Here is a 21999-nt window from a genome sequence, read left to right on the forward strand (position 1 = left end):
TATCCATTTAATTCTGGTAATTAAAATCATTCCCGTTCTCAAATCAAATCCATTTGATTAATTATAGAGCACCTATGACGAATTAATGAACCTGGATGCATTATTCCCATAGGAATCAGAATATATGCTTCTTATAAATAGTAAGTTATAAAATACACTCTATAATTAGTAATATAGAGTTCTGGTTAAAAAGAAGTATCCTTTGAAAAGTCTTCAATTCAATTTCTACAAATACAATTCAATCAACAATTGGCGTGGTTTTGTTGAAATGACAATGACCCTGGCTCCACTTATTTTGGGCATTTATATTATGAATGTGGCCATAAACAATAATTATTGGCCTTTATATTTCCTCACGCTGCCACTTGGACTACTTTTTACACGCTTGTTCATCATCTTGCATGATTTGGCACATGGGAATCTTTTTAAACCCAAACGATACAATGACCGGGTAGGTATGTTCATCGGCATTCTTCTGTTAACACCTTTCTATTTTTGGCAAAAAGCCCATACTATTCACCATTCCAGTGGGGGTAACACGGATAAACGTCCCTGGAAAGGAGACATCCAGGTGCTTACTGTAAATGAATACAGGAACAAAAAAAAGCTGCAGCAAATTGCCTATCAATTGTATCGAAATAGTCTAGTCATGTTTGTTTTAGGCAGTATTTATGTCTTTATGATTGAGCAACGTATTTTTATTAAACGAAAAGGTTTTGGTAAAAAGGAACATCGAAGTATTATCTTGACCAATATTGGAGTTCTGATTCTATATGGATTGATCATTATATTATGTGGAATAAAATTCTATTTATTAGCCATCCTGGTACCTCAATGGATTGGCGGGATAGTCGGAATTTATTTATTTTATGTGCAGCATAATTTTAAAAATCGCTATTTTGTTCCCGGCAACGAATGGAGTTTAAAAAATTCCGCATTACTAGGAAGTACCTTTTACGCATTACCTCAACCCCTTAAATGGCTTACTGGAAATATTGGCTATCACCACATCCATACTTTAGTACCACGTATCCCCTTTTATAATTTACCCAAATGTCATATCGAAAACCCCATTTTTCACACTGTGTCTCAGTTTGGACTTAAGGATATGAATACCTTGATTTCATTAAAGCTCTATGACGAGAGCAAAGGACACATGATAACCTGGAAAGAATATCACTCGAACTATCCATCTGATTCAATATAGAAATCCACTTGACTCTATCTTATAAAGCACAATGGTCTTTTTCAAAAAGATGAGAGAGTCTATAGACTCATGTTATGAGTCTCAGATTTAAAGATTCAGGCAGAAACAATTTTCAGCTTCAGATCTCGACAAAAGCTGATAGGATAGCTATTATTAGGGCTCTTGGTTCCAAAGCGGGTCGTTAGCTCAGCTGGTAGAGCAGGAGACTCTTAATCTCTTGGTCGTAGGTTCGATCCCTACACGACCCACCAATTCCATCAAGCGCTTAAGGTGAAACCAGTTAAAAACTGGAAACACCTGGACTTAGACTAATCTTGACGTCGGAATCCTTAACACATTCTCAGAATCATATCTAAGACATTGAACAATTTGAATTGAGTTGATCGATGTTAATCAATCCATCCAATAGATTTTTTGGTAAATCCAGTCCATCTTCTCCAAGCATTTCATGTAGTGAATTTAGCTCATCATTATCATAATCCTGTATCGCAACTCTAAATAACTCTATTTCTCTTCGTTGTTGAGATTTTCCACGAGTTATATATTGATTGAAAAACTCAGGGTTAGCTTCTAATAAAAGTTGTACTTTATTAAATTGTTTTGTTTTAAGGCCATACAAAACGACATCAAAATTATCTTCGTCAATATAATCATATAATTCATTAAACTTTGGGCCGGTTTGAGTCTTAATAGTGTTCAGTATCTTTTTAAAATCTGTATCAGAGAGAATGTCAATCGCCTTATGTAAAAAAGATCTATCAGCTCTATCATGAACACATAAATTCGCACTGTTTTTAATTAATGAACTCATGATGTTTAAATAATTATTTTTATTACCTTGTTCCGTACTGTATCCTGATAAGGCAAAGAATAAGGGACAATTTCCCGAATGATTTTGCTGTTGATCTACGTTTGCTCCTTCACGTATTAACCAATTTACGTTTACTGACTGCCCTAAATAACAAGCCATCATCAATGATGTAAAAGTATCACCATTTTTAAAATCAATAATCTCATTAGATGAGTTCAGTTTAAGAATGGGAAGATCGATTTCACTGCTATTCACATTCTTTAAATGAGTCAGAAGCTGATTAGAAAATACTGCTGAAGCGACACGGTTGATAAGAAACGTTTCATTATCTTCAATCTTGAATGCCTCACATTCACCAGACATTGTCCATAATTCATAACTGGCTTTGTTTTGCTCATACACTTCATTTGCAGAGAGCCATCCATCTCCAGGATTAAGGAAATAATACAATTTGGAAGCATTTTCATTATAGGTATTATAATTAACTAATATTTGTTGTCCTTGACGAATATCTTTTAACGCAACGACCTCAACTATTTTTACTCCGTTACTTAGTGTTTCCCTGAATTCAACGTTATCCTGACTATCAGAAAAATTAATATATCGGGTAAAGTTGCCTTTAGTTGCCGCATCGATAATTCGACGTCCTACAGTCATAGCATAACTGTTATCTGCATTTGGATGATCACTTAAATAACGCTCAAACTCTGCATTACTTGAATACTCTTCACCTGTATAAGTACCAATACAAGTACCTTGTTCGATATCGGCATTAGCAAAAAGTCCGCGACCTCCCATTTCTTTAAGTAAGTCAACTATCTTAACCGCAACGGTATCTGATAAATCGATCGGAGAAGGTATATATTCATCCACATTCATATTATCAATACCAATACTACTCAAGATTTGTTCTATTTTTGCTGATTTTTTATTAGACCTTGTACGCAGTATTTTTTCGACTGGTGTTCTTTTAGAGGAAGAAAACAAGGTCTGCCTATCAAATTGAGATGAATACTTTCTTTTGCCAGACTTTATAGCACTGGTTTCAACTTTTTTTATATCAAAAATTGAAGAAAGGTGAAAGTCAGCATATTTACCAGGAGTTTTTCGAGTTCTTTTAGTTGAAAGTTTAACTTGATTGGGCATACATAAACCGTAATGAATAAATAAAAGGCGATGCGCAGTATAACACCAAGTTAACATTATGTCCAAAAAGATTATAATTAAATCAGCCAGAGGGGAAAATATCTGGCATTGAGTCGATGCTTGTATTAGGCGCAATAGTAATACAGGACTAATTTATACCTCTAAACATTCCCGGAGCACAGAAGCCTAATACAGAACCAACAGAATCCAAATCAGATAATTATAAACACTGAGGTGTTGTAATTTATGACAAATTTAAAATTTGATAATCAACATGAATAATCGAAAAACGATCAACGGTTTTTTTTTAACGTACAGGGTTGTTTAACATTTTTAAATTTGTTTTAATCCGCGAAGTGTGTTTAAACACCACTATGGAAAAAAAGTAAGCTTGGCAAGTTCAATGAAACAAATCAAGCTGGATGACTGCAAGTTAGAAACTATGGAAAACGGATGATGTCTAACGATCTGGCAATTTATTTAAGCAAACAATTACTTTGGCATAGCCTGCTTATTGCAGCACCAATCATTCTCGTTGCCCTGATTACCGGTTTAGTCGTCTCAATTCTTCAGGTAGTAACTCAAATACAAGACTCCACTTTAAGTTTTATACCCAAAATATTAGCGTTAGTGCTTATGCTCATGCTTTGCGGGGAGTGGATGCTGCATACCCTGATTGAGTTTGCTCAGGGTATATTTTTCAGTATTCCAGGGATAATCAAATCATGACGATCTCTATCAACTGGTTAATCCATTTATTTTTTATCACGATTCGTCTCGGTACAGTCTTATTGTTTACCCCTGTTCAGGCAATACATCAACTCCCCATAATGATCAGATTAATCTTGGTATTTGCTTTAAGTTGTTTACTGACTTTTAACGTATCGCACCAGGTGCAGCTCAATAACACAGGAATTCTATTAGGTGGTCTGGCAGAGTTTGCCAACGGATTGATACTTGCTACAGCTTTATTTGCCGCTTTTGCAGTTTTTCAAATCGCAGGACAGTTAATTGATAATGAGACCGGATTAAACTCGTTAGCACTATTTAACCCTGCCGAACACAGTCAAGAATATTTATCCAGTCGAGTATTATCTATGTTAGCGGTTTTATTCTTCTTTGGTCTTGACGGTCATCTTTGGTTATTTCAAGGTTTATCCTATTCTTTTGTCATCATTCCACCAGGAACCCTTGCGATCTTTGCAGGACTTACCCCCATTATCAAACAATTTGGTTTTATGTTTACGGTTGGCTTCATGATAGCCAGCCCTATCATCCTGGCATTATTAGCTATAGATTTATTCGGTGGACTTATCACCCGCAACATTCCCCAAATAAATACCTATTTCCTGATCCTGCCTCTTAAGATTTGTCTCGGTTTATTCTTACTGGCCATGATGCTTGGCTTCATTTACCCAATATCTAATATGGTGTTTGAGCAATGTTTTCAAACCTGGCAGGAACTCATGTCATGAGTGAAAAAACCGAAAAACCCACACCATACAAATTACAAAAAGCCAAAGAAAAAGGACAGGCCAGTAAAAGTATTGAATTAACTACATGTACTACTCTGCTTGTATTGGCTGGAATGATCACCGCCTTATGGCCTAAAGAATTCCACGAAATTAAATCAATGCTTCGACACATACTCCATTTTGCGGCTCATCTTCAATTCAATAGTGACAATGTCATGCATCTTCACCAATTCATTTTGTCTCAATTGCTGAACTTGTGGCTACCATTTGCTCTGGCGAGCGGATTGACCATAATACTGTGTACCCTCGCTCAAACAGGGATAATCTGGTCAACAGTACCATTAATCCCGGATTTTAAACGCCTTAATATGATACAAGGATTCAAACGACTTTTCTCAGTCAAAACATGCGTTGAAGCAATAAAGAGTACCTTCAAATTAGGATTAACCTTCCTTCTTTTATTTTTTATTATCAAGATTCAATTATCCAATATTCTGCATTTAATAATAACCAGTCCCTCTCAGGATCCCGAAGTAATGATGGGATTTCTTTTAAAACTCATGGTTCAAATAATTATTCTGCTTTTTATTATTGCTTTGTTTGACAAATTATTCACCCGCTGGAAGTTCAACAAAGACAATCGTATGAGCAAGCAAGAAGTCAAGGATGAATACAAGCAAAGGGAAGGCGATCCTAAAATCAAAAATAAAATAAGACAGTTACAGCAACAACTTCGGCAGAAAACCGCCTCTTTAAACGAAGTCAAAAAAGCTGATGTGGTGGTAACCAATCCTACTCATATCGCTATCGCGCTTCAATATGAACGCGGTTCCATGCCTGCGCCAAAGGTAGTCTGTAAGGCAAAAGGAGAAATGGTCATAGAAGTAAAAAAATTAGCAAAAAAGTTCAACGTACCCATAATAGAAAACAAAGCGTTAGCTCGCATGCTGTACCAAACAATAGAACTGAATCAATGGATCTCAAGAGATTTATATCCTGCCATAGCCAGTATCTTTAGAGAACTCTACGAGCAAGGAAAAACTCATGATCAGTAAGTCACATTTTTTGAATAACAGCAGTGAACTGATCATGATAGCGTTTGCTACCGGAATTCTATTTATCCTGTTCATCCCTATTCCTTCGGGTTTGCTGGATCTTCTTCTCATTGTCAATTTCAGCTGGGCATTAACCATTTTACTGCTCACCTTTTACACGGATAAACCATTAAGCTTTTCTACATTTCCGGCTCTGTTACTCATATCCACTCTGTTTCGCTTAGCGCTCAATATCTCAGCCACCCGTCTGATTTTATCTGATGGTGATGCAGGAAAAGTAATTCAGGCAATGGGACATTATGTCATTCATGGCAATTATGTGATGGGTTTGGTTGTTTTCCTAATCCTCATTATTGTGCAATTTATTGTAGTCACAAATGGAGCCCAGCGTGTAGCGGAAGTAGCTGCGCGATTTACCCTGGATAGTATGCCCGGCAAACAAATGAGTATTGATGCCGATTTGAATATGGGCAGTATTTCTCAGAGTGATGCCAAAGCCAGAAGATCACAAATTGAAAAAGAAGCCAACTTTTATGGTGCTATGGATGGAGCCAGTAAATTTGTTAAAGGCGATGCAATAGCCGGGATCCTGATTATTCTCGTAGACATCATTGGAGGATTTGCAATAGGCCTTATCCAGAAAGGATTCAGTTTGTCCGAATCAATTCAAACGTACACCCTTCTTACCGTGGGTGATGGTCTTGTTACTCAAATTCCAGCCTTAATTATTTCCACAGCTACTGGGATTATAGTCACTCGTGCTGCTACCGATGCACAATTAGGCAGTGAAGTGGCAAAACAAATAAGCTCCTATCCCAAAAGTTTAATTATGGTTTGTTGTAGTTTAGTTGGACTATTATTTGTAAAAGGTATCCCTGCTGTTCCTGTACTATTCATTTTAAGCCTTTTTGCGGGCAGTACCTGGTTTGCCATAAAAGCAAAAAAGAAGGAGGACATAGTAGAAACTGAGGAGAATCTCTATGAAAAAATTCGCATTCATCCTGTTGAAATAAATCTTAATAAAGAACTTTATAGCCAATTAATTCCCTATGAAAACCACTTGCTTGAATCCATTCAAATAATTAGAGAACGAATTGCTTTTGATTTAGGTTTTGTTTTACCTGAAGTCAAAATCAAAACAGATAAAAAACTGGGATTTCCCTTCTATTCCATTTGCATACAGGGCAATAACGATGGAACAAACCCCCTGCATTTGGATAAGGCGTTGGCAATAGTTTCAACGCGCAGCAAGAATACTCTTTTACCTGCCGGCATTGAAGTACGCGATCCCAGTTATGGTCTTCCAGCCATCTGGATTGAACATCAAAACAAACAAGATGCTCTTGATAACGGATTCACCGTCTGTGAACCACTCATGGTACTAACGACGCATCTCAATGAAACCATTCAATCTCATATTGCTGAATTATTGACTCGTGAAGAAACAGAACACTTATTATTACAACCGGGAGTTAAAGTGCTAAGTGATGAATTAATTCCTTCTCTTTTGCCCTTAGGCCATGTTCAACGCATACTGCAAAACTTACTTAAAGAAAAAGTTTCTATCCGTTATTTAACTCAAATACTGGAACTTTTATTAGAGCACGCAAAAAAAATACCCGACCCCATCCAACTGACTGAAATGGTACGATCTGGTTTAGCCGTTCCAATTTGTCAAAAACTGCTCGTCAATCAAGACAGTTTGCATGTACTGACACTCGAAGCCACATTAGAACAAAAACTCAATCAAAACATCCTCAATAAAGAGTTTTTTTCATTGGAACCCGGCTTAACTGAACGTCTGATTACCTCATTGGCTAATCAGGTAGAGCATATGCTGGGCGAACGTAAACGCCCTATCCTGCTTTGCTCATCGCAATTAAGAAGACATTTAAAACAATTAACCCAAAGAGTGATCCCTCATTTAACAGTACTGGCAATGAATGAAATTCCGGTCAATGTTCAAGTGGAATCCTTTGGGGTTGTAAAATAAGGAAATAAGATGTTCGATGCTATAACTGCAACACAATTCGCAATGGAATTTGATCAATTAAAACTGCAATCGATCAGTCAAAATGTGGCGAATATGAATACCCCTGGATTTAAAAGACAGCTGGTAGAAAGTGCAGGCTTTGATGATCAATTAGAACCCCAATTCAATAACTCAATACAGCAGGTACAAAGGGCGCAAATAAGCATCCAGGGTACTTTAACTCAAACCCATAACCTGAATGATGTCGCATTGACAGGAGACAGCTATTTTCAGGTGCAAAGCGATCAGGGTATTTTCTACACTCGACGTGGTGATTTTCAAATCAATAAGCAGGGCGAATTATGTACTGCTACAGGTGAAACGGTACTGGGAAAAGGAGGTGCCATAAAAGTTGAAGACAACTCCTTTACAGTGGATACTCAGGGTTCTATTTATATAGATCATCATAAAGTAGATCAACTCAATATTGTTCGATTTGAACAACCTCAGTTACTTGACTATGTTGGCAATGGACTCTATCAAACCAATGAGTCGCCAAATCCCTCCGATGGTACTACACGTGTATTACAGGGCTTCATTGAGCAGTCAAACGTAAAATCCATTGACGAAATGATGGACATGATAAAAACCTCACGTCACTTTGAAGCCAGTCAACGAGTCATGCGAACAGCGGATAATCTGCTTTCAAACGCAATTAATCAGCTAGGAGAAGGAAATGTCTGACGCGCTTTCAATTGCCGCAAGTGGTCTTAAATCCGAAGAGTTTTATATAGATAAAATTGCCAATGATTTGGCTAATCTCAATACTGCCAATTACAAAGCCACTAAAATAACGTTCGAGGACGTACTCTATGAGAATATCAATGGAGAGCAATCGCTGTTTAACAACCAAGCCTCTATAAAACTTGGATTAGGCACTGCTGTTTATAAATCAGGAAAAGATTTTTCTACAGGTCCGTTGAAAGCTACAAACAACTGGAATGATGTAGCAATCAATGGAGTGGGCTTTTTTCAAATCCTCAATACCGATGGCACTATTGCCTATACAAGAAACTCAACCTTGAGTATCGATTCTGACCGCTATCTTACAACGCAAGATGGATTAAGATTAGCAGATAACATCCAGGTTCCTGATGATTTTACCAAGATAACCATACAAGCCAATGGTGATGTCGAAGTTACTCTGAGTGACGAACCAGAACCCCAGTTACTGGGCACAATTCAACTTGCCAAATTTATCAATCCTGAAACATTGAACCCAATCGGGGCTGGAGTATACCTGCCAACTGATGAATCAGGGGAACCGTTGACTGACAATCCCGGCAGTAGCGGACTCGGATCATTAGCACAAAACCAAATCGAAGGCTCTAATGTCGACATGGTTAATTCACTGATGCAGTTAACTATGGCACAACGAGTTTACCAATTAAATGCAAAAGCAGTACAAATTGCTGATGAACTGGAAAAATTGACTAATGAAATTCGTGATTAATCTGATGATTCCTTTTGTATTTTTAGGACAGGCTCATGCTGAGACAGTGATGCGTTTTCAAAAGCACATTACACCTCATGCGCAATACCTGGGTGATCTGATTGATATCAGTAATGACAGGAACGATTTAATGAAAATCCCATTGGACAGTCATCCGAAACCCGGGGAAACGATTAGCAAAAAACAAATCATCGATTGGGTAACCCGAAAAACGGGATCATTAGACTATCAATGGAAAGGGAAAAGTACTGCCCTGGTTCAAAAGCTGTTCCAGACTACTGGTAATGAATTACGCCATAAAGCACAAATTGCTTTAGAACATCAATTTAAAAGCAGGTATGATTCCATTACTCTAAGTCCCAAAGGAACAATTAAAGACAGTGAGTTTCCATTATCAGAGTTTCATGTTGAAATTCCAGAAGCGTACCCACCAGCACAACAGATCTGTGTTCGTCTGACACATGGTAAACACACTATTCCCATCTGGTTCAAGATTAACGCATTTCAATCCGTACTGGTGGCCAAATACCCGATCACCAATAGAACCCAGTTGCATAAAACTGATTTTATTCTAAAAAAACGTAATATTGCTGGATTAAGGGATAAACCGCTTACCAAACTGCCACAGGGGATTTGGCTAAAAAAATCCATTAATAAAAATCATATTCTAAAACAAAGTGATGTAGCACCCACACCACAAATTATCAAGGGACAATGGGTTCAGGTCACCGTAATGAATCGAAGCATTTCCTTACTATCCAGAGCTATAGCAGAACATGATGGATATACCGGTCAGTTCATTCGCATGAAGAATCCTCTGTCCAATAAATATTTTGTAGCGAAAGTCATCGCACCACATCAAGCCGAGATTTCATCGTGAACAAGTTAATCATTCTGTTACTCACTGTATTTTTTTCGCCTCAAATGAGTTGGGCTGTCAATTTATTCAATGAAGAAGTTTATCGCCCCTTAATTGCTGATCGTGTCGCTTCATTACCCGGGGATATACTTACGGTCATTGTTCTGGAAACATCCAATGCTCAGACCAGTGCTGACCTGTCATCAGGAAAAGAAATAAAATCAGCTTTGGAAGTTGGGTATAACAAGAATAATCATGAAGTAGAGTTTGGTCTGAAGGGAAAAGGGAAAACAGCAGCAAAAACAGGACGCAATGGTAAAATTAAAGCCTCCCTAACCGTACAGATTAAACAAATATTTCCTAACAATACGTATCTTGTTGAGGGCATGCAGACCATTACTATTAATGGTGAGCAACAACACATATTGTTAAGCGGCATAGTAAGACCCGAAGATATCAGTCCCCAAAATACGCTGTTATCTACCCGTCTGGCAGACGCTCATATCACTTATGCAGGAAATGGTTCCGTTTCAGACTCTCAGACACGAAATTATTTCTATAAAATTCTCTCATTTGTAGGGTTAGTCTGATGAAAAAATTGAAAACCCTGCTGATATTCCTCGTCTCTATTACGTTACAACAAAACGTATATTCCGCTGTCCACCTGAAATCCTTGGCTCGTCTTTCAGGTTTACAGGAGAACCCGATAAGTGGTTATGGTCTGGTCATAGGATTAGCTGGCTCTGGAGACTCCAGACGGAATAAAGATACAACTCAGGCGATATCCAATTTATTACAGACTTTTGGTGTCAATATCAATCCAAACGAGATTAACAGCAGAAATACCGCCACCGTTATAATTACCGCCAATCTTCCCTCCTATGCTCATCAAGGCGATAAAATTGACATCAATGTCGCATCTCTGGGCGATGCGAAAAGTCTATTGGGCGGCACTTTATTGGTGGCTCCTCTTAAAGGAGCTGATAATCGGGTTTATGCTCTGGCTCAAGGTCCAATTTCCATAGGTGGATTTAAATACGATCTCTATGGCAATGTTATCCAAAAAAATCATCCAACTACCGGCTTAATCCCCGGTGGGGCTGTTGTTGAAAAAACACTTTATAATGATGTAGTCGATAAAACTGGAGACCTTCATTTAATTCTAAATCATCCTGACTTTACTACCGCAGATCATATAGAAGCGGCCATTAACAAAAAATTTGGCAAAAATACAGCCCTGGCACGTTCTGCCCAGGATATTGAAATTCATCCTCCCCTGCCCTACAGAAAGCGCTTTATACGTTTTGTGAGTCAACTGGAGCACATCGAGATAATTCCTGATCATCTACCCACAGTCGTAGTCAATGAACGAACTGGAGTCGTTGTAGCAGGAGCCGATGTACAAATTGATGCAGTCACTATATCTCATGGCAATTTGCAAATAGCAATTGCCACTGAATTTAATGTATCTCAACCCACTCTGATTCAAAACATGGGAAGACAGGTCCATACAGCCGTAACTCCCTCTACCAATATCAATGTTAAAGAAGCATCGGCAAATACAGTAAACCTGAACCAGGGAGCAACAGTTGCGGATTTAATTACCTCGTTAACCAAGGTACAGACTTCAACCAGAGACATCATTGCAATTTTAGAAAGTCTGCAACGGGCTGGAGCATTACATGCTGAACTGGTCATTCAATAAGGAACTTAATATGAACTCAGACTCTACTATAGAACGGGTAAGCATGGCACTGGATGCATCTTTGATGCGTCAGACCGCCATAGCCAATAATATTGCCAATAGCAACAGCGCTAATTACCAGACTATGGAAGTGAATTTTGAACAACAATTAACTGAAACTCACTTCATTGGCAGCTCGGACGAACTATCCGCTATTAAGCCTTTTTATCAATTGAGCGATCACCAATCATCTATCGATGAACAAATGGCATTAAACGTCCAGAATATGACTCACTATCGTGCCTTGATCAAAGGCTTAAATCAAAAACTGGCAATCATGAAACTGGCATTACAAGGAACGAGTCAATAATGAATTACGATCAAATTTATGCGATTGCAACCCAGGGAATGAATGCAGAAAAACTTCGTGTTGATGTGGTAGCCAATAACATCGCCAACCAACACTCTCTGAAAAGTACGGACGGCTCATTATTTCAGGCAAGTCAGGTTGTAACCACTGCAAAACCCTTCTCTGCCTTATTAGAAGGGGATGAAACAGGGATTGATTCTGTTGAAATAGTCTCAAAAGAAGTACCACCCAATAAGGTATATCAGCCATCCCACCCAGCTGCAGACAAGCAAGGTTATGTCACCTACCCTGGTATAAGCACCATTGATGAAATGACTACTCTTTTGCGCGCTTCACGTGCTTACGAAGCGAACATCAAGATCATCAATACAGCTCACAGTCTGTATTTACAAGCCTTAAGTATTGGAGAGGAACGATGAACATTACTCCAGTAAATAACTTGCTTTTAACCACAACAACACCTTCGATTGAACGCCCTGAACAACCTAAGGCGAGTTTTTCCAGTTGGATGGGGGAGAAAATTTCTGAAACCAATAACCAACTCAATGCAGCAGATGAGGCGTTAACCCAATTAGCCAGTGGTCATGCAGAGAATCTGCATCAGACCATGATTACGCTTGAGCAAGCCAAATTATCGTTTCAGTATTTAGAACAAATACGAAACCGCTTGATGTCGGCCTATCAAGAATTATTAAGAGAGCAAATCTAAAGTGAATTATCTACACCTAACACGACACTGGTTCAATGATTTAACGATACAGCGAAAATTAAGTTTTTCGTTTTCACTAATACTCATTCTCATTGTTACATCCCTTTCAGGATGGTGGTTGTTATCACCAACCTATGAAGTACTTTTTAATCATTTAGAAGAAGAGGACGCCAATAAAATTGTAAGTCATCTGGAACAAAACAACATCAATTACCAATTAAAAAACGGTGGCAAAGACATCATGATTGATAAAAATCTGATTGCCAAAACCCGTCTTAAAATTATGGGCAGCGGTGTGCAATTGGCAGGCAGTGTTGGCTTTGAACTCTTTGATAAAAGTGACTTCGGAATGACTGATTTCTCGCAAAAAATCAATTATCAACGTGCGTTACAAGGTGAGCTGGAACGAACCATCTCCAGTTTAGAAGAGGTGCGACAAGCCAGAGTTCATTTAGTCATTCCTGAAAATCATCTTTTTGATAAAACAGACAATCAACCTAAAGCCGCAGTGACCCTTCAATTAAAACACACTCTAAGCAACAGACAAATTCAAAGTATTCAGCAATTGATCTCGGCAAGCATTGCCCATTTGACTGCTCAAAATGTAGTAGTAGTCGATCAAAACGGCAATACACTGTCCCAGAGAGAGACGGATGATACCTCCAATCACTTCAAAACCAAGAAAACTATAGAGAATTATCTCAATGATAAAGTAACTCAAATGCTTCATAAAATATTCGCTAACAAGCAGGTTATGGTGAAAATTGACGCAGCCATCAACTATGATGAGTTACAAAGAGAATTAATCAAACCCCAGACTCAAGGATTAATCACTCATGAAAAAGAAATAACCCACTCTTCTTCCGGAAAAACAGATAAAGACAAACACAATCAGGATGTCACTCTTGAGAAATCGTACCAATTAGGCAGTGAAAAAGAATTATTCAAAAAAGCCAGCGGGACGATTGAGCGCCTTACCATCAGTGTTATTGTGCCGCAAAATACACCAGCTCAGACTATGGATCAGATCCGCAGACTTGTAAAAAGCACCGTAGGTTTCAATGAGCATCGTGGGGATGTTATTAATGTTGAAGCGTTGATTGAACCAATGGATACCCCAAATCTGGAGCTAGAGCCACTCATCACCCCACCTGCTCCTATGGAACAATCCCCTGCTCAGTTGCCTCTGCTTTTTTGGATTTTTTGTCTTGCCATCAGTACTACAACAGTGTTGATGATAAGAAAAGCTCGGCATAAAAAACGCCAACGATTATTAATCGAATTAACGCACTGGCTGTCTCACCATGAATAAAGAACTCAAAAAATTATTATTAAAAATAGCTGCTTTGCCAAGATCCGATCAAAAATGGATCCTGAATCAACTAACTGCAAGTCAACAAAAACAGTTTGAGCTATTAGAAGGGAAGAAATTACTCGCCAAAGCACGGCGATTTCGGGCTTTTGCCTATCAGGATTCTGTCAAAGTAACTCCTGAATTAAAGTTACCCGCACTCTGTGATGAGCTGAAGCACCAGGATTCGTTATACATCGCCATAATCCTCGAACGGGGCCAATTTCCCTGGAGCGAGCACTTTATTCAATCACTGAATAATGGGAGTGAAATTCAACACATAATGAATGATCAGGTCAAAACACTGAAATCCGATACCAGGTCACATGTATTTAGACAATGGCAAAACCAGCTTAATTTTGATGATCAACTGGTGATGAATTATGGCTAAATTAATTCAACAGGCATTAATCAGTCATGAAACGGTTACTATAGGCGCAAAACCTGTAACAACTTCTGATGAAATTGACCAAAAAACTGAAATGCCCCTCCAAATAAATGAAACCGACTTGGAAGAGCTTCGAACTCAGGCTTTTCAACAAGGATTTATAGCGGGACAAAAGGAGGGAATGCTACTTGCAGAACAACAAATGGCCCAATCAAAGCAAGACCTGGAGACCCTGTTGTCAGCTATTCCTCAAGCTATAGAGCAAAATCGACTGCATTTGCACGATGAGATTGCGGATATCATTTTATTAATTACCCAGGAATATTTCATAGAGCAACAACAAAAACCCGAAGCGCTCCACCAGCAAATCAACCAAATATTAAGACAATTAAATAGTAAACAAAGCATTGAGTTACATGTGCATCCTGATGAAATTAAAACGTTACACCAAGCCAATATCAAACTGGAGACAGCTCATCTCAATGGATTGTTGATCAAAGCCGACCCAGGTCTTGCACCAGGTGGTTGTTTAATCAAAACGGAGCATGGAGTTTTTGATGCCAGCCTGGAAACACGTCTTGAACGATTAAAAGAAATACTCATTCATATGAAACATGGGAGACAACATGCACTCCTGGATTAACCGATTACAGTCCGTAGAGCGATGGGGGGAAATTGAACAGTGTGTTGGTTTAAAACTGGTAGCCAATGGACCACCACATGCCTTTATTGGCGAAGTGTGTGAACTGTTGGATCAAAACCATAAACTAATTATGCAAGCTGAAGTGGTTGGCTTTGAAGAAGGGAAAGTGTACCTGATGCCCTATGATACTTCCCCGGTTCGTATGGGTTATCGAGTTAGAGCGACGGGTTATCCAGTAACAATTAATGCGTCCCCTTCGCTGCTTGGGCATGTAGTCGACGCGTTCGCTTCTCCCATCGATCACCCCATTCAATGTTCCTTCACAAAAAACATGCCGACTCAAAATAAAAAAATAAATCCCTTCATCCGCGAACCTATTACAGAACGCCTTTATACAGGAGTTCATGCTATAGACAGTTTGCTTCCCATGGGAAAAGGACAACGAATCGGTGTATTTTCCGGCAGTGGCGTGGGAAAAACGACCTTGCTGGCAACAATTGCACAACAGAGTACCAGTGACATCAACATCATTGCTTTAATTGGGGAACGTGGAAGAGAGGTTAATGAGTTTATTCATCATCATTTAAATAAAGACCTTCTTAAAAAATCAATTCTGGTTGTCGCCTGCAGTGATGAACCCGCTTTAATGCGACGTCAGGCAGCTTATACAGCAACCGCCCTGGCTGAGTATTTTTGCCAGCAAGGTAAAGATGTTCTGTTATTTATGGATTCCATTACCCGCTTTGCCATGGCACAAAGAGAAATCGGCTTGAGTTTGGGTGAACCTCCTACAGCTCGAGGATATACCCCAAGTGTATTTTCGCTGTTACCTGGATTAATAGAACGAACAGGGAATTTCCAAAAACAAGGAAGTATCAGCGCTATATATACCGTACTGGTCGAAGGTGATGATTTTAATGAACCACTGGCCGATCATATGCGTGCATTATTGGATGGGCATATCGTTCTCAAAAGGGAATTAGCACAACGAGGCCATTATCCAGCCATCTCAGTGCTGCACAGTATTTCACGTCTGGCCAGTCAACTCTTGTCAGGTGAGGAACAAAAAATAGTCAAGCATGTGATTTCAACATTAAGCATTTACCAACAAAACAAGGATCTGATCGAGCTGGGCGCTTACAAACCAGGTACCAATGATTTATTGGATCATGCTGTCAGCCGAATCGCGTCCATTAATCAGATATTAACCCAAGATGAAGATCACTCTTTATCATTCAATGAACTTATCCAAAGCTTTAAGGAGATTCTGCAATGAGTCAAACTCTAACGGCTCTAATGACCCGATTAACCTGGCAAAATAATGAGCTGAGCATCCATTTACAGGCAGCAGAAAATGAATCCCGGATCGTGATGCAACAAATCCAGGAGTTGGAACACCTAATAAATCAATCCTGTATTGCGTCAATCAGCATCAATCCTGATCTGGAAATCAATAAATTAAATTTTCTTACCCAGCAACAAGAAAAGAAAGAAGAATTACTGATGATTTTAAAAAATCACCAGGCATTGGAAGCCAAATTAAAAGATAAATTGCTCCGCATCAAAACAGAACTCAAAATGTTGGAACACTACATGGAGCGTGAAGAGCAAGCTAGCAGACAACAACACATAAAATCACAGGAAAACACTCTTGAAGAATGGGTGCTCCAAAACAGGAAGTCCGTATGAAAGTAAGCATACCCCCTTTAGTATCACTGACTCAAAACGTTCAAAATAATCAAAAGACTCAACCTGATTTTGACGATTGGTTACAAACCCCGACCAAACAAAACAGCGGAGATGAGTTTTATTGGCAACATCAAGATCAATTGCAGCAATCCAGTTTGCAATTTAAACATCACCCGGTTCTTGATCAGCATGGTGACAACGTATCAGAACGAAGCACGACAGACACTCTGAGCACTACGTCGGATCCAAAAACAGTTATTGATACCGATCAAATGCAGCAAACAACGGAACACTCCAAAACGAACTCAAATAATCGTCTTACACTACTATCAACAGAATTAATGAGAGCTATCGTTGAACTGAAACAGAATAATTCACAACTACCTGTTTCAGAATCCAATTCCGCTTCAAAAATAAACGCATCGGAGAAACTTCAATTTGAAAAAACACGTTCCGCTGAATTCAAAGATCTTTGCAAAGGTCAGCATAAAAACCACCACCTGTTTATTCAAAACGATGAGGTCGAACTATCCCTTTATGCGGAAGAGCTGGATAAAGAAGAACAACTTGAACTAAAACACATGATAAAACTCAATTTAAAAAATAAAGGCCTTTCTTTAAAACAGTTACTAATTAATGGAGTACAACATGACTGAACCCGTGAGTGCCTCCGGTGTTAATCAAGCAGATTATCTAAAACTATTCATGCAGGAATTAACCTATCAGGATCCCTTAAAGCCAGTTGATAACCGTGAGTTTATGGCTCAAATGGCTCAATTCTCTGCACTTCAGGAAGCAAGGACAACGAATGAACATTTGACTCAATTACTGGGAATGACCAGTGGAAACCAGAGTCTTGCTTTATTAGGTAAAAAAGTACGGGTAAAGGATATTGAGGGTGAAGGTCAAGTCACCAAAGTCGAGTTTCATGATGACTCACCTCCATTAGTGACTGTTGCCATGAGTAACGGAGAAGTCCCCAAAGTAGAGCTGGGTCAAATAACTGAAGTCAGGGAGCGATAATGAGCAACACCTACTATACAAGTATGTCAGGAATGCTGGCCGCCAGCTATGGGTTACAAAATACATCCAACAATGTGGCGAACATGCAAAGTCCTGGATTTAAACGCAATGATGTTTTTTATTCTTCGTTAGGTAATGGCAGTGGCGAAGAAGGTCTGGGTTCAGGAGTTTGTATCGGTGGCAATGCAACCAATTTTAGTGATGGTAATTATCTCGAAACCAGTAACCCCTCCGATTTAGCTATAGTTGGACAAGGCTTTTTCGTCATCAGACTTAAAAACGGCGAGCTTCGTTATACTCGTGATGGTGAATTTGAATTCAACAATGATGGCATTTTAATCGATAGACACAGCGGAGGTGAAGTCCAAGGGTATAATAATGCCGGTAATCTGGTGCCCATTCATGGAAAAGGTCCCAAAAATTCTCCAGGTAAAGCCAGTCATGAGATTTTTTTGAATGGCCAATTCATCCTGCAGGAAAAAACAGACGATGAAAAAAATCAACCTGGTCCATTTAAAAACAATTATAAAAATATTAAATTTTCTGTTGCAAAAATTTATGACAAACAGGGCAAAGCACATGAAGTTCAACTGGAATTCGAATCAACACCTGTGTTGGTTAATGAAGGTAATACAACTATAAATGATAATGGAACAAGCTGGAATTTAATCAAGGTAACCTGTACTGACGCAGATATTTCTCCTATTTTAGGAGATCAGAAAATCATCTTTAATGGTACATCCCAAGGAGCCAAACTGGAGAATTGTTCCATTCACTTTACAATGAATGGCGATCAGGAAATAAAACTGCAATTTGGTACTTTTAAAGATGGAGCCGACAACTCCGTTCAACTCAAAGAATCGAAGCTTAATCCTGAAGGTACCCAAATTGAAGCCTATCAAAATGATGGATACGGTGAGGGGAAACAAATCAGTTTTTCTTTTGATGAAAACGGACAAATTTCATATAACTACGATAATGGTCAAACCATACAGGGCATTTACATTGGTCTGGCGCGCTTTGATGAACTGGAACACACTCTGGTTCAAACCCATGACAGTTTGTTTCAAGCAAAAAATGATCGAGGAACTCATATTGGTCGTGCTAATAAAGACGGATTTGGCAGCATAAAAGCAAAGCAACTGGAATCATCCAATGTTGATTCCACTACCGAATTTGCCAATATCGTCATTTTGCAAAGAATGTTTCAGGCCTGTTCTCAAATAATGGATATAGATAAACAACTATTAGAGGATCTGGAATCAAGATGATAAAACCCTTTAGATTAATTAATTCATTTGAGCTACAGGAACTATCTCGACAATGTCTCAGAGAACTACAGAATTGGAACACTTTATACACGCTGCATCCTGTAACTATGGAGCTTCATGTACCTACAAAAGAGTATTCACCGAATGAAGGTTATTCAATTAAAGAGAATGATAGTACCTTGGCATGTATTGATACACATTATCTCAATGTTTTAAATCAGGCTTTATTTGGTAAAGACAACCCCTGTTTTAATTCCGTAAGTCAGGAGCTGTTTTCAGTTCTTATCCATCAACTTCTGAAAGTCAATCAATGCACTATTGATTCTGAGACAAGCTCTACTCAGGACTGGTTTTACCGAGGTTCAACAAGCCTGCTGCTCAGGTTAGCGTGTTGTACATTTCAATTCACCATTATTCTGCATCCCAATTGGGTGTATCAAAACCTGCCTCAACGGAACAGCCAACGCACACAACCGGTTTCGTTGGAAGAGGCATTGGCAAACCAAACTTTAGCTTTAAATCTGGAGCTCCATCCACTCACTCTGCCTTTGCACCAACTCATTACTTTATCAGTTGGAGATGTAATTGCTACGGATCACCCAATAAGCGCTCCGATGTCATTAACACAAAATCACCAATTGGTTGCCCGTGCCGATTTGGGGCAATCCAATCACTTCAAATCAATCATTTTAAAAGGGTCATCATGAATACAACAGTAAAAAAAGTAGCACTGGCTGAACACCATTCCCAACCAGAGGCTCAAACAGTTAATCACAATTATTTAGGTCTGGTAGGAAGTATTGAAGTTCAATGCACCATACGTATTGGCACTCTAACGGTAACAATCGCTCAGTTAAGGGAACTTAAATCCGGACAAGTCATGCATTTAGAACAAAAAACCAATGAACCTGTCGAAGTACTTCTTAATGATAAAGTAATCGCTAAAGGGGAATTAATGAGTTATGAAGACAAGTTCGCCGTCCAGATTACAGAGGTCATGTGTTGATGGAGCGTTTTTTACTATTAATTTTAATTTCCTGGATAAATCCGTTATTAGCAAACCAACCCGTGGTATTTAAAAAGGAGCTTGTAACGAATACGCATTGGTCTCCCTATGTGCTGATACTGTTTGTTTTGCTCGCGGTTTTATTCATTCTTGCCCAATATTCAAAAAAATCAAAGACTACGAGTTCCAAATGCAAGGTCATTGAACAAGTATCAGTACATAACAAAACCAAAATCTTTGTTATTGATTATCAGGGGCAGCAGTTTTTATTAGCAGATAATCAAAATGCTTTAACCCTACTTCCCTTGCAGGACACTGAATTACATCATGAATAATCACTATCAATCCAGTATTGAGGGGTTGTCCCCCGATTCAACAAGCCATGTTAATGCTTACACTGTATCTCACTCCCCCCTTTCTGCTACACCAAGCGTTCATTCAGGGCAGAAACCCATTCATCGTTTTCCCAGAAACATGAGTCACCTTCTTTATTTTCTTTTATTTTTCTTCCCTATCAGTAATGCTTTGGCTGGAACCCAAATCGGACCAATACACTTTGATCAGGATAATGTATCTCCAGCCTTACAGGCTTTCGCGCTTCTGACCATCTTAAGCCTCGCGCCCAGTATTTTAATTATGCTGTCTTCCTTTACCCGCATTGTTGTTGTTTTATCCATGCTACGAAACGCTCTTGGATTACAGCAAACACCACCCAACACGGTACTTATCAGCCTCTCCCTGTTTTTAACACTGTTTACCATGATGCCTGTCGCCAAAGCGATTTATACAGAAGCCTATCAGCCTTATGAGAATAGGGAGATTAACACCAGCACTGCTCTTAACAGAGCAGCCATACCATTAAAACAATTTATGATTAAGCAGACCAGAGAAAAAGACATGCATGTCATTCTTCAACTGGCAAAAGAACCTCTACCGGCTTCTGCAGATGAAATAAAATTGTATCAACTCATCCCTGCTTTCATATTAAGTGAATTACAAACCGCTTTTCAGATAGGGTTTATGATTTTTTTACCTTTTTTACTGGTTGATCTGATTGTATCCGGAATCCTGATGACCATGGGCATGATGATGATGCCGCCTTTGAGTATCTCCTTGCCAGTGAAAATTTTACTCTTCATACTCATCGATGGCTGGGACTTGATTGTTCAGGCTTTAGTAGGAAGTTTTAACTGATTAGCACTCAATAACCTCAAGAATTTCGTCATCACGAACTGAGGTATCGCCTCATAATTCTACCGAGGATAATGTTCTACTATTCATTATAAACGTTCGTCATTGCGAACAAAGTGAAGCAATACAGAACACAGTTCCAATAAGGCCCCCTTCTAGATTGCTTCGCATTGCTCGCAATGACGGGTATTTATATGGCCATTAAGAATAAACGTTCGTCATTGCGAACAAAGTGAAGCAATCCAGAACACAGTTCCAATCAGGCTCCCTTCTAGATTGCTTCGCGTTGCTCGCAATGACGGGTATTTATATGGCCATTAAGAATAAACGTTCGTCATTGCGAACAAAGTGAAGCAATCCAGAACACAGTTCCAATCAGGCTCCTTTCTAGATTGCTTCGCGTTGCTCGCAATGACGGGTATTTATGTGACCATTATGGCTTAAATAAATTCATTTTCCGATTTAAATATTATGAGGGGATTACTCAGATCACGAACGTGCTGAAGGAACTCCAAAAACAGGAATTATGCTGGTTTCAGGTGATATCTCCTTTCGTTCGATATGAGGTTAATTTGACCAATTAGTGCATATAAAAAATATGCCAGGATTCAATTCAAGTGATCATTGTGATACCAT

26 protein-coding genes and 1 tRNA gene are annotated in these 21999 nt (G+C 38.9%); 26 read left to right on the forward strand and 1 reads right to left on the reverse strand.

Features of this window, described 5'->3' with window-relative positions:
- Positions 1 to 202 precede the first annotated feature (202 nt).
- Both Lqua_RS07730 and Lqua_RS07735 read left to right on the forward strand, forming a co-directional pair.
- Positions 203 to 1207: a fatty acid desaturase family protein gene (locus tag Lqua_RS07730; RefSeq protein WP_083501282.1), complete on the forward strand. Its 1005-nt coding sequence runs from the start codon at positions 203 to 205 to the stop codon at positions 1205 to 1207.
- 175 nt (positions 1208 to 1382) lie between these two features.
- Positions 1383 to 1458: transfer RNA gene (locus Lqua_RS07735), tRNA-Lys, on the forward strand.
- Between the two features lie 101 nt (positions 1459 to 1559).
- On the opposite strand, the gene ankI is transcribed toward Lqua_RS07735, so the two are convergent.
- On the reverse strand, positions 1560 to 3164 hold the full coding sequence (ankI, locus tag Lqua_RS07740; RefSeq protein ID WP_058473686.1) for a Dot/Icm T4SS effector AnkI/LegAS4: 1605 nt from the start codon (positions 3162 to 3164) through the stop codon (positions 1560 to 1562).
- A 453-nt stretch (positions 3165 to 3617) separates the two neighbouring features.
- Between ankI and fliQ the strand changes: the two genes are divergently transcribed.
- The 24 genes from fliQ to fliP are packed head-to-tail and all read left to right on the forward strand — an operon-like array spanning position 3618 to position 21366.
- Positions 3618 to 3893 carry a flagellar biosynthesis protein FliQ gene (gene fliQ, locus Lqua_RS07745; protein ID WP_238585542.1) on the forward strand — a complete coding sequence of 92 codons (276 nt, stop codon included), beginning with the start codon at positions 3618 to 3620 and terminating at the stop codon, positions 3891 to 3893.
- A complete protein-coding gene (locus Lqua_RS07750) occupies positions 3890 to 4639 on the forward strand; it encodes a flagellar biosynthetic protein FliR (RefSeq protein WP_058473688.1) in 750 nt (249 codons plus the stop codon). The genes fliQ and Lqua_RS07750 overlap by 4 nt, the downstream gene beginning before the upstream one ends.
- Complete coding sequence (locus tag Lqua_RS07755; protein ID WP_058473689.1) at positions 4636 to 5694, forward strand: EscU/YscU/HrcU family type III secretion system export apparatus switch protein; 1059 nt, start codon at positions 4636 to 4638, stop codon at positions 5692 to 5694. Before Lqua_RS07750 ends, Lqua_RS07755 begins: the two co-directional genes overlap by 4 nt.
- The gene (locus Lqua_RS07760) at positions 5684 to 7687 is read left to right on the forward strand and encodes a flagellar biosynthesis protein FlhA (protein WP_058473690.1); all 2004 of its coding nucleotides are present in this window, start codon (positions 5684 to 5686) and stop codon (positions 7685 to 7687) included. The genes Lqua_RS07755 and Lqua_RS07760 overlap by 11 nt, the downstream gene beginning before the upstream one ends.
- Positions 7688 to 7696: 9 nt before the next feature.
- Complete coding sequence (locus Lqua_RS07765) at positions 7697 to 8410, forward strand: flagellar hook-basal body protein (RefSeq protein ID WP_058473691.1); 714 nt, start codon at positions 7697 to 7699, stop codon at positions 8408 to 8410.
- Positions 8403 to 9179, forward strand: a complete 777-nt coding sequence (locus tag Lqua_RS07770; protein ID WP_058473692.1) for a flagellar hook-basal body protein — start codon at positions 8403 to 8405, stop codon at positions 9177 to 9179. The genes Lqua_RS07765 and Lqua_RS07770 overlap by 8 nt, the downstream gene beginning before the upstream one ends.
- Complete coding sequence (flgA, locus tag Lqua_RS07775) at positions 9163 to 10059, forward strand: flagellar basal body P-ring formation chaperone FlgA (protein ID WP_058473693.1); 897 nt, start codon at positions 9163 to 9165, stop codon at positions 10057 to 10059. The genes Lqua_RS07770 and flgA overlap by 17 nt, the downstream gene beginning before the upstream one ends.
- Positions 10056 to 10628: a flagellar basal body L-ring protein FlgH gene (locus Lqua_RS07780; protein WP_058473694.1), complete on the forward strand. Its 573-nt coding sequence runs from the start codon at positions 10056 to 10058 to the stop codon at positions 10626 to 10628. The genes flgA and Lqua_RS07780 overlap by 4 nt, the downstream gene beginning before the upstream one ends.
- Positions 10628 to 11743 carry a flagellar basal body P-ring protein FlgI gene (locus Lqua_RS07785; protein WP_058473695.1) on the forward strand — a complete coding sequence of 372 codons (1116 nt, stop codon included), beginning with the start codon at positions 10628 to 10630 and terminating at the stop codon, positions 11741 to 11743. The genes Lqua_RS07780 and Lqua_RS07785 overlap by 1 nt, the downstream gene beginning before the upstream one ends.
- Positions 11744 to 11753: 10 nt before the next feature.
- Entirely contained in the window at positions 11754 to 12092 is a 339-nt protein-coding gene (locus tag Lqua_RS07790; protein WP_133141041.1) for a hypothetical protein, read from the forward strand.
- Positions 12092 to 12511, forward strand: coding sequence for a flagellar basal body rod protein FlgC (gene flgC / locus Lqua_RS07795; protein WP_058473697.1), 420 nt, complete (start codon positions 12092 to 12094; stop codon positions 12509 to 12511). The genes Lqua_RS07790 and flgC overlap by 1 nt, the downstream gene beginning before the upstream one ends.
- Positions 12508 to 12801 (forward strand): flagellar hook-basal body complex protein FliE, encoded by a 294-nt coding sequence (fliE, locus tag Lqua_RS07800; RefSeq protein ID WP_058473698.1) that lies wholly within the window; start codon positions 12508 to 12510, stop codon positions 12799 to 12801. Before flgC ends, fliE begins: the two co-directional genes overlap by 4 nt.
- A gap of 1 nt (position 12802) precedes the next feature.
- Complete coding sequence (gene fliF / locus Lqua_RS07805) at positions 12803 to 14113, forward strand: flagellar basal-body MS-ring/collar protein FliF (RefSeq protein WP_083501285.1); 1311 nt, start codon at positions 12803 to 12805, stop codon at positions 14111 to 14113.
- Positions 14106 to 14543, forward strand: coding sequence for a hypothetical protein (locus Lqua_RS07810; RefSeq protein WP_058473700.1), 438 nt, complete (start codon positions 14106 to 14108; stop codon positions 14541 to 14543). The genes fliF and Lqua_RS07810 overlap by 8 nt, the downstream gene beginning before the upstream one ends.
- Positions 14536 to 15183, forward strand: a complete 648-nt coding sequence (locus tag Lqua_RS07815; RefSeq protein ID WP_058473701.1) for a FliH/SctL family protein — start codon at positions 14536 to 14538, stop codon at positions 15181 to 15183. Before Lqua_RS07810 ends, Lqua_RS07815 begins: the two co-directional genes overlap by 8 nt.
- Positions 15167 to 16459, forward strand: a complete 1293-nt coding sequence (locus Lqua_RS07820) for a FliI/YscN family ATPase (RefSeq protein WP_058473702.1) — start codon at positions 15167 to 15169, stop codon at positions 16457 to 16459. The genes Lqua_RS07815 and Lqua_RS07820 overlap by 17 nt, the downstream gene beginning before the upstream one ends.
- Positions 16456 to 16872 (forward strand): hypothetical protein, encoded by a 417-nt coding sequence (locus Lqua_RS07825; RefSeq protein ID WP_058473703.1) that lies wholly within the window; start codon positions 16456 to 16458, stop codon positions 16870 to 16872. The genes Lqua_RS07820 and Lqua_RS07825 overlap by 4 nt, the downstream gene beginning before the upstream one ends.
- A complete protein-coding gene (locus Lqua_RS07830) occupies positions 16869 to 17528 on the forward strand; it encodes a hypothetical protein (RefSeq protein WP_058473704.1) in 660 nt (219 codons plus the stop codon). The genes Lqua_RS07825 and Lqua_RS07830 overlap by 4 nt, the downstream gene beginning before the upstream one ends.
- The gene (locus Lqua_RS07835) at positions 17521 to 17895 is read left to right on the forward strand and encodes a flagellar hook assembly protein FlgD (RefSeq protein ID WP_058473705.1); all 375 of its coding nucleotides are present in this window, start codon (positions 17521 to 17523) and stop codon (positions 17893 to 17895) included. The genes Lqua_RS07830 and Lqua_RS07835 overlap by 8 nt, the downstream gene beginning before the upstream one ends.
- A complete protein-coding gene (locus Lqua_RS07840) occupies positions 17895 to 19166 on the forward strand; it encodes a flagellar hook-basal body complex protein (protein WP_058473706.1) in 1272 nt (423 codons plus the stop codon). The genes Lqua_RS07835 and Lqua_RS07840 overlap by 1 nt, the downstream gene beginning before the upstream one ends.
- Positions 19163 to 19873 carry a FliM/FliN family flagellar motor C-terminal domain-containing protein gene (locus tag Lqua_RS07845; RefSeq protein ID WP_058473707.1) on the forward strand — a complete coding sequence of 237 codons (711 nt, stop codon included), beginning with the start codon at positions 19163 to 19165 and terminating at the stop codon, positions 19871 to 19873. The genes Lqua_RS07840 and Lqua_RS07845 overlap by 4 nt, the downstream gene beginning before the upstream one ends.
- A complete protein-coding gene (locus tag Lqua_RS07850) occupies positions 19870 to 20172 on the forward strand; it encodes a FliM/FliN family flagellar motor switch protein (protein ID WP_058473708.1) in 303 nt (100 codons plus the stop codon). The genes Lqua_RS07845 and Lqua_RS07850 overlap by 4 nt, the downstream gene beginning before the upstream one ends.
- Entirely contained in the window at positions 20172 to 20507 is a 336-nt protein-coding gene (locus tag Lqua_RS07855) for a flagellar biosynthetic protein FliO (RefSeq protein WP_058473709.1), read from the forward strand. The genes Lqua_RS07850 and Lqua_RS07855 overlap by 1 nt, the downstream gene beginning before the upstream one ends.
- Positions 20500 to 21366, forward strand: coding sequence for a flagellar type III secretion system pore protein FliP (gene fliP / locus Lqua_RS07860; RefSeq protein ID WP_238585543.1), 867 nt, complete (start codon positions 20500 to 20502; stop codon positions 21364 to 21366). Before Lqua_RS07855 ends, fliP begins: the two co-directional genes overlap by 8 nt.
- The last annotated feature ends 633 nt before the right edge of the window (positions 21367 to 21999 follow it).

The sequence above is a fragment of the Legionella quateirensis genome, assembly GCF_001467955.1.
In the GTDB taxonomy this organism is placed as follows: domain Bacteria; phylum Pseudomonadota; class Gammaproteobacteria; order Legionellales; family Legionellaceae; genus Legionella; species Legionella quateirensis.